Here is a 7,943-nt window from a genome sequence, read left to right as displayed (position 1 = left end):
ATTCGACCTTCAATTCCTTGATGCACAAGTGCTAAAGCGTAATTTTGACTTATTTATAAATTTCGCCTGTAAGCCTTGATGTATAAGGGTTTGCGATGTGAATGTTTAACACACCCCATATTATAAAATTTTTTTAATAAATGATTTCATATTTAATTACCTTTTTATATAATAATTTCTTAAGCGATATAATAAACACTATTAAATTTCTCAAAGTATCCTATTTCAGAGAAGAGTGAAAATTTTTCGATAAAATTTTTAAATTAATGAGATTTTTCAAATTATTAATATGAAAGTAAAGGACATATTAAAATGCCTATAAAAATGGTAAATACAACCGGCGAAAATTGCCGTGTTATTTTTGATTTAGCCCATGATGCGGATGTCGACATAGAAAATACTAAGGCAATAAATGTCGATACTGTTTTAAAAGTAAGAGATAATCAGAGCGAATTTAAAACTCATCTTTTAGAATATTTAAAAAGTGATACTCCTGATGAAATTATTGAAAGATTCATACAGATAGTTCAAAATCAAAATATTAAAGACATAAATGCTATTGAGTCGGCAATAGCTAGTTCTGGAATAAATAGATTTCTCAAAAGTAATTTAGTTGGTACAATAAATTTTGCTTCTGCAATTGCAACCTTGTTAACAACTTTAAGTATTGGTTTATAAATTAGATTTTAAAGACGAATATTGGTGATGAAATTTTTTCGAACCAACTATTCCTTTGAGCATTCTGATTATTGTTAAACTTTTAAAATCTTTCTGACACTTAAATTTAATTTCTAAGTTAAATAATTCACGAATAATATTTTGAGACTGTTTTTCTAAACTTTTGGAAGAGTGTTTTAAATTGTAACTAGGCAGAGCTGATTTTATCGTTCCAATAGTTTGATTTTCCAAATATTTATAATCATCATTTCTAATTTCGATGCATGTGTCAACTTTTTCAAAATATAATTCACTTGCTATAATATTTACGGATTTATGAGCAACAATACCTTTTCCACAATTCATAAAACTACAATTAGTAATAGAAATATTCATATAATTTTTAGTTCCCTAAGAGCTTAATTAAATAATTTTTTATAAAGTCACACTCTAAAAAATTTTAATACCTTCAACTTCTAGAATTTAAAAACCTCATTATATTAGTAATTAATTTATTTTAAGTAATAACACAAAATTATCTTATAGTATAAAACTGGTAGCGTGGTTTAGCAAAGTGTAAACCATTAAAAAATAGATTATAATTTAAAATTGTTTGTTTACTTAAATATTTTAAAATTTATTTTTCAAAAAATTAATTAATAATAATGGTTGATAAAAAATTTTCGGTGACTTTAGGATTGGATATTATTAACCTTATAAAAGGATACAAGCAATAAATTCACTTTTAATTTCTGATTATAACCCCCACAATAACGTCATTATTTTTCGCCTTTTTAACTCAAAAGACTTATAACCAAAAGACCGATAACAATGACGAATGTTACACATCCCCTGTCCCATCTTTCCTTTCGCCTCAACCAATCGTTGTTTGACAGTGCTAAGCATGACAAAAAATGGCTGGGCAATTTACAAGGCATGGCCCAAGCCTTATGGCTTGCCAGCCTCACCAGTAGCGATAGTGGTCAGCAAAACCGCCTAAAAGTCGTTGTGACCCGTGACCAAAATCAGCTCAATCAGCTTGAAACAGAGTTGGCATTTAGTGGGGTCGATGCCCATGTGTTTCCTGATTGGGAAACGCTTACCTATGACGAGTTGTCACCGCACCATGACATTGTCTCTGAGCGGATTCATTTGCTTACCCATATGCCAACTGATGGTATTTTACTGATTTCGGTGCAGACCTTAATGCACCGTGTCGCCCCTGCATCATGGCTATTGGGGCAACACTTTGATTTGTCAGTGGGTGACACCTTTGATGTGGCAACCGAACGTCGAAAACTGGCGACTGCGGGCTATCATGCGGTAGATAATGTCTTTGAGCCTGGGGAGTTTGCTGTGCGCGGTAGCGTGATTGATTTGTTTGCCATTGGTCAGCCGTTTCCAGTGCGCATTGATTTATTTGATGATGAGATTGAGAGTATCCGTTTTTTTAACCCGCAAACCCAGCGTAGCTTGACCCAAGCGGATTTGGACGAATTAAAAGACAGTGACCCCCATCAATATGTCAAGTTTATCAATAGTCAAAAAAAATCGGGTGAAACCATCGGTAAAATCACCAGTTTTCAGATTTTACCGGCGCGAGAATTTCCCCTGGATGAGGGTAAAGAAACGTTTCGCGCCAATTTTGCTAGCACCTTTGCCAACACATCTGCCCGCCGTTTTGAGCTGTTTAACGATGTGATGAACGGCATTGCACCCGCGGGGGTGGAGTATTATCAGCCATTATTCTTTGAAGCGGATACTTGGCAAAATGGCTCGGATTTTTTTAGTTATTTGCCCAAAGATAGCTTGTTTATCGTCGATAATCAAATAGAGACAGCTTACCAAAATTTTTGGCAACAAATCCAAACTCGCTACAATGACCGCAGGCACGATATCGAAAAACCGATTGTGGCACCGCAGGATTTGTATCTGGCAGAACATATCTTTAACGAAAAAATTGCCCAATATCCCCGCATTATCACCAGCGAACAGCCAATTGATGACACCAAAGCAGGGGCAATCAACGCAGTGGTTGACACACCACCTGATTTAACCGTTGACCACAAACTTGCTGAGCCACTGCAAAGATTGATGGCATTTCGCGAGCAGTTTGCTAAACCGATATTATTGGTTGCCGAAACTGCGGGTCGCCGTGAGATTTTATCGGAGCTGTTGCAAAAACGCTTTAATTTACAAAGTGTTTCAGGATTGACCGATTTTCTTGCAAACATGGATGAGGCACATAGTACTGCGATTGCCTTGACCATTGCACCGATTGAACGAGGCGCGTTACTTCCCGATAAGTTTGCGATTCTCTCAGAAACCCAGTTGTTTGGACGGCAGGTGTTACAGACTCGCCGCCGTCGCCAAAGCGATGTGTCTGATGAGTTTTTGGTTAAATCAGTCAGTGAGCTTAACATCGGCGACCCTGTGGTGCATATTGATTTTGGCGTTGGGCGTTATCAAGGCTTGATTACCCTTGAGATTGATAGACAATTGCAAGAATTCATCCATCTTACCTATGCAGATGATGCCAGTGTGTATGTGCCTGTGGCAAATCTGCAGCTTATCAGCCGTTATGCGGGTGGCGACTCGTCAACCGCACCGCTTCATACCATAGGTAGCGGTAAATGGGATAAAGCCAAAGCCAAAGCACTCAGCCAAATTCATGATGTGGCGGCGGAACTGCTCAACGTGCAAGCCCGCCGTGATGCCAAAGTGGGCATTAACTTCCCAATTGACCAAATCCAATATGACTTATTTGCCAGTCAATTTGCGTTTGAAGAAACGCCTGATCAAGCCAATGCTATTGAGGCGGTTAAGTTTGATATGAAGCAAAATAAACCCATGGACAGGCTGGTGTGCGGTGATGTCGGTTTTGGTAAAACCGAAGTGGCAATGCGTGCCGCTTTTATTGCAGTGCAAGCAGGGTATCAAGTGGTAGTGCTAGTACCGACGACACTGCTTGCTGGGCAACACGAAGACAACTTTTTGGATAGATTTGCCGATTGGCCCATTCGTATTGAAAGCCTATCTCGGTTTGGCACCAAAAAACAACACGACAAAATTTTAGCAGATTTGGCAAATGGGCAAGTGGATATCGTCATCGGTACCCACCGTATTTTGCAAGAAGATGTCAAGTTTGCCAACTTAGGTCTAATGATTGTCGATGAAGAACACCGTTTTGGCGTGCGCGATAAAGAGCGTATCAAAGCCATGCAGTCGGATGTCGATGTACTGTCAATGACCGCAACACCCATTCCGCGTACGCTGAACATGGCGTTATCGGGTATGAGAAATATGTCGATTATTGCCACGCCCCCGGCAAGGCGGTTGGCAATTAAAACCTTTGTCATGCAAAAGTCTGATAACTTACTCAAAGAAGCGATTTTGCGTGAATTATTGCGTGGCGGACAGGTGTTTTTACTGCATAACGATGTGGCGAGCATTGAGCGCATGGCAGAAACCGTGCGAGAGCTTGTGCCCGAATCTCGGGTGGCAGTGGCTCACGGTCAGATGAAAGAACGTGAGCTTGAGCAAATCATGCAATCTTTTTACCACAAAAGACACAATGTGCTAGTGTGTACCACCATTATCGAAACAGGCATTGATATCCCCAATGCCAATACTATTATCATTAACCGTGCCGATAAATTCGGGCTCGCCCAGCTTCACCAACTTCGTGGGCGTGTTGGTCGCAGTCACCACCAAGCCTACTGTTATCTGCTTGTGCCTTCGATTAAAGGCTTGACCAGCGACGCCCAAAAGCGGCTTGATGCCATTAGCCGTGCTAACACATTGGGGGCAGGCTTTATGCTTGCCAGTGAAGACCTTGAGATTCGTGGGGCAGGCGAGCTGCTGGGCAAAAACCAAAGCGGCAATATGCAAGCGGTTGGTTTTAACCTGTATATGGATATGCTAAACCGTGCCACCAAAGCCATCAAAGCAGGCAAACAACCTGATTTGAACACCCCGTTATCGCTAACCAGTGACATTAATCTGCATTTGTCGGCACTCATCCCTGAAGATTATCTGGGTGATGTGCATCAGCGGCTATTGTTTTATAAAAAAATCGCCAATGCTGAAGACTATGACAGCCTAATTAGTATCCGCAGCGAAATGCTAGACCGTTTTGGCAGTTTGCCGGAGCCGACCAAAAATTTATTTGCTATTCACCAAATCCGCTTAATGGCTGAAGCGCTGGAGATAAGCAAGATTGATGGCAATGAGCGGCAAGTCACCTTTGAGTTTTCACCAAGCACTCCTGTGGAAGCAATTACCATTATTGGGCTTATTCAGTCGAATCCGAAAAAATTTAAAATGAATGGCGCGACAGGGCTAAAAATGATGGATGACAAAGCCCTTGCCACACCAGAAGGACGGATTGACGCGGTGAAAAATCTCATAGAGAAATTATCTTTAAAAGCGTGATGATGACCTGATAATAAATAATTATTGGCTCATCATAAGCGTGTTATAGCGAAAAAGAAGATTTAGAAAATGATGGAAAATCAATTACCTAATGGCGAACGCCTAATTGAAGAACCTACCTATCCCGAAGACTGGGAATGTTGCGACAACGGCTGCGAAGAACTGTGCGTGTATGAAATTTACCGCGTTCAAAAACAAGCCTATGACGAACAGCAAAAAAGACTTAAAAGCGTGCCAAAACTGATTAGCCACCCCGACAAATCTTCACAGTAGATGGATTATTCTTCAATAAAAGTAATTTTTTGTAAATTCATATTCCTGTCACATGAATTTCATGCTAATGTCATCAAACTCACGTTAAATATCATAACGTTATGAAGTTGCATTGATAACGTAAAATAGTAAGTAAACAACTAAAAAATGGCAGAAGCCTTAAAATGAATAAAAAATCCACCACTATGGGATATTGGATAAAGAAGGATAGGAGTAAACAATGTTAGACATGTTAAATGAAGCGTTTGAATATGAAACCGATATCATCTATCTTGACGAAGGCGATGACGCGGTAGAAATGTAAACTGCAAGTTAAGCGTAAAGCGTAAAGCGTAAAGCGTAAAAATTCGCAACCGATAACCTCTTAATATACCGATTAAGAGGTTTGTTTTTTTTGGGCAATATAAATGAGTAACTAGCAACTAGTGATTATGACTGGTACTGGCAGGCATCGCCATCTCATGGTGCTTATCGTTCATATCCTGCATATTGTGTATGTCGTGATTCATGTTATGGCTCATACTATGGTTCATAGGCATACTAGTCGGCATGGTAGTCGAAGCTGTCACAGAAGCAGAATAATTCATTGTCGACATGTCGTGGTGCATACTCGTCTCATTCATGCTATGACTGTGTGAACCTTGATTATGTGAACCATGATTATGGTTATGGTGCATCATCATCGGAATAAAAATCACCGCAAGCCCAGACAACATCATAATCACCCCATTAATTTGGCGAAGGCGAAAATTTTTAATACTTGACTGTAGCATCCCCACAGTTTTTTGCGTGGCAATCAACATCGGCATCGTACCCAGTCCAAATACAAACATCAGAGCCGCCCCTGTAGCGATGTTGTTGCCAGCAATCGCCATCATGAGCGCACCATATACCAATCCGCACGGCAAAAACCCCCAAAGCAGGCCAGCAAACAAGGCTTTACCAAAGCTATCAATCGGAAACACTTTTTTGCGTAGCGGGGCGAGCGATTGCCAAAAGCGCATCCCTACTTTTTCTAAGTGATTAAAAAGCGGTAACCCAAGCATCGCAAGCCCAATTAACATCAATACCGCACCCAGTACAATTCTTGGCGCACTGTTACTCATAATGGATTGAAAGATTGCCACCCCAACAAGACTGGCAATCAATCCAAGCAATGAATAACTGATAAGGCGTCCCAAATGGTAAGTCAAAATCAAGCCATTTTTTTTGCTCTCCGATACATGCTGCATAGACAGCCCAAAAGCCGTCACAATGCCACCGCACATCCCTAGACAGTGCGGTGAGCCGAACAATCCCATGCTAAAGGCTGCCAAAAATAATGCCCAGGTCATAAAATGCTCCAAAAAAGTCTAAAAATTTTTGCAAAACGTAGATAAATCAATAGAAAGAAATCAGCAGGAAGAAAGATAACACCAACGCGTTATTTTTGCTCGTCAGTAGGGTCTTGTATTTTTGGGGGATGAGAAGATGAAGGCTTGGCGGGATTTTGACCCAATTGTTCACGGCGAAATTGTCTGTCATCCAAAATGACCCGCTGAGATTCATTGTCCAAATCGTCAAATTGGCGTGATTTGATGGCGTAATAAATGGCAAAAATACCCAATACAAATAGCACTAGACTAATAGGAATCAAAAAATACATGCTTTGCATCGGGCATCCCCATTACTTGGCGTAAACAAACGAATTAAGTTAAAAAAACCATTATACGCTTATTTTGACATAAATAAATGCGGCAAAATGTCGCAGCGTTGCTGTAGCAATTAAATAGCAGCAATCAAATAAATAGCCATTGGTATGCTTACAAAACAAACACATGGGTTGCAAATCAAAGCAACTCAGTGATTTGAGTGCGAACAATGAATGCTATAATCATAGCAGGTTAAACATTGAGGTTTAACTTGGTTTTAAAACTCAAAATTCTACAAGGAAATTATGATGTTGATGCCTAAAATCTTTAAGCTTTCAAAGAAACAGTTGCTTGCCTTAGGCGCGGCTGTCATGGTTGGCGCATTATTGATGCCAACAGCAAACGCGGCGACAGTAGTTATTGATGTGCGTACCCCAGAGGAGTATTCTGTAAATCATCCCGCAGGTGCCATTAATATTCCACACAGTGAATTACTTGCCAAAATAACGGCGCAAGGCATTGCCAAATCAGATACCATTAAAGTGTATAGCCGTGGTGGCGGTCGTGCCCAACAAGCCAAATCTGCTTTGCAATCAGCTGGCTACACCAATGTCGAAATTCAAAAATAAGTTATTTATTGGTCGGTTGGCAGTCGTATTGGGGTTTGACAAGATCGCGAGCGAATGCCAACAATTCATACAAGGCGCGTCTTGAGTGCTGCAAATTCTGATCAAAATGCTGCCAATCATTTGCCTTTGGTAATGGGGCGATACTTGGGACAGTAGCCATACCATTAATGGCAAACTGCCGTCTTGAGCGGTTCATGTGATACGCATCGGTCACCAAAATTACCTGTTTGACATTGACCATTTCTGCGGTATATTTTGCATTTTGACAGGTGTTAAAGCTGTTTTTTTCTGCCACGACCCACATAATGCCTTTTTTTTG

At 40.3% G+C, this 7,943-nt stretch carries 8 protein-coding genes; 4 read left to right on the top strand and 4 right to left on the bottom strand.

What is annotated here, in order from left to right:
* Window positions 1-312: 312 nt before the first annotated feature.
* Window positions 313-678 carry a hypothetical protein gene (locus RTR63_RS11235; RefSeq protein WP_312524308.1) on the top strand — a complete coding sequence of 122 codons (366 nt, stop codon included), beginning with the start codon at window positions 313-315 and terminating at the stop codon, window positions 676-678.
* Here the strand turns inward: RTR63_RS11235 and RTR63_RS11230 are convergent.
* Entirely contained in the window at window positions 673-1,053 is a 381-nt protein-coding gene (locus RTR63_RS11230; RefSeq protein ID WP_312524306.1) for a hypothetical protein, read from the bottom strand. The two genes, RTR63_RS11235 and RTR63_RS11230, sit on opposite strands and share 6 nt — an antisense overlap.
* A 435-nt stretch (window positions 1,054-1,488) precedes the next feature.
* On the opposite strand from RTR63_RS11230, the gene mfd reads away from it, so the two are divergent.
* Together mfd and RTR63_RS11220 are read left to right on the top strand one after the other, a co-directional pair.
* The gene (mfd, locus tag RTR63_RS11225) at window positions 1,489-5,091 is read left to right on the top strand and encodes a transcription-repair coupling factor (protein WP_312524304.1); all 3,603 of its coding nucleotides are present in this window, start codon (window positions 1,489-1,491) and stop codon (window positions 5,089-5,091) included.
* Between the two features lie 69 nt (window positions 5,092-5,160).
* Window positions 5,161-5,364 carry an oxidoreductase-like domain-containing protein gene (locus tag RTR63_RS11220; RefSeq protein ID WP_095355968.1) on the top strand — a complete coding sequence of 68 codons (204 nt, stop codon included), beginning with the start codon at window positions 5,161-5,163 and terminating at the stop codon, window positions 5,362-5,364.
* Between the two features lie 422 nt (window positions 5,365-5,786).
* Here RTR63_RS11220 and RTR63_RS11215 read toward each other — a convergent pair whose 3' ends face one another.
* Both RTR63_RS11215 and ccoS read right to left on the bottom strand, forming a co-directional pair.
* On the bottom strand, window positions 5,787-6,698 hold the full coding sequence (locus tag RTR63_RS11215) for a sulfite exporter TauE/SafE family protein (protein WP_312524302.1): 912 nt from the start codon (window positions 6,696-6,698) through the stop codon (window positions 5,787-5,789).
* Window positions 6,699-6,787: 89 nt separating this feature from the next.
* On the bottom strand, window positions 6,788-7,018 hold the full coding sequence (gene ccoS, locus RTR63_RS11210; protein ID WP_007117308.1) for a cbb3-type cytochrome oxidase assembly protein CcoS: 231 nt from the start codon (window positions 7,016-7,018) through the stop codon (window positions 6,788-6,790).
* A gap of 285 nt (window positions 7,019-7,303) precedes the next feature.
* On the opposite strand from ccoS, the gene RTR63_RS11205 reads away from it, so the two are divergent.
* Window positions 7,304-7,624 (top strand): rhodanese-like domain-containing protein, encoded by a 321-nt coding sequence (locus tag RTR63_RS11205; protein ID WP_312114959.1) that lies wholly within the window; start codon window positions 7,304-7,306, stop codon window positions 7,622-7,624.
* Window position 7,625: 1 nt separating this feature from the next.
* Here the strand turns inward: RTR63_RS11205 and RTR63_RS11200 are convergent.
* The coding region (locus tag RTR63_RS11200) for a YdcF family protein (RefSeq protein WP_312524299.1) at window positions 7,626-7,943 on the bottom strand (318 nt) is incomplete at its 5' end.

The sequence above is a fragment of the Moraxella sp. CTOTU47724 genome, from assembly GCF_032014955.1.
In the GTDB taxonomy this organism is placed as follows: Bacteria; Pseudomonadota; Gammaproteobacteria; order Pseudomonadales; family Moraxellaceae; genus Faucicola; species Faucicola tetraodonis.
This window is presented reverse-complemented; position numbering and strand designations above follow the sequence as displayed.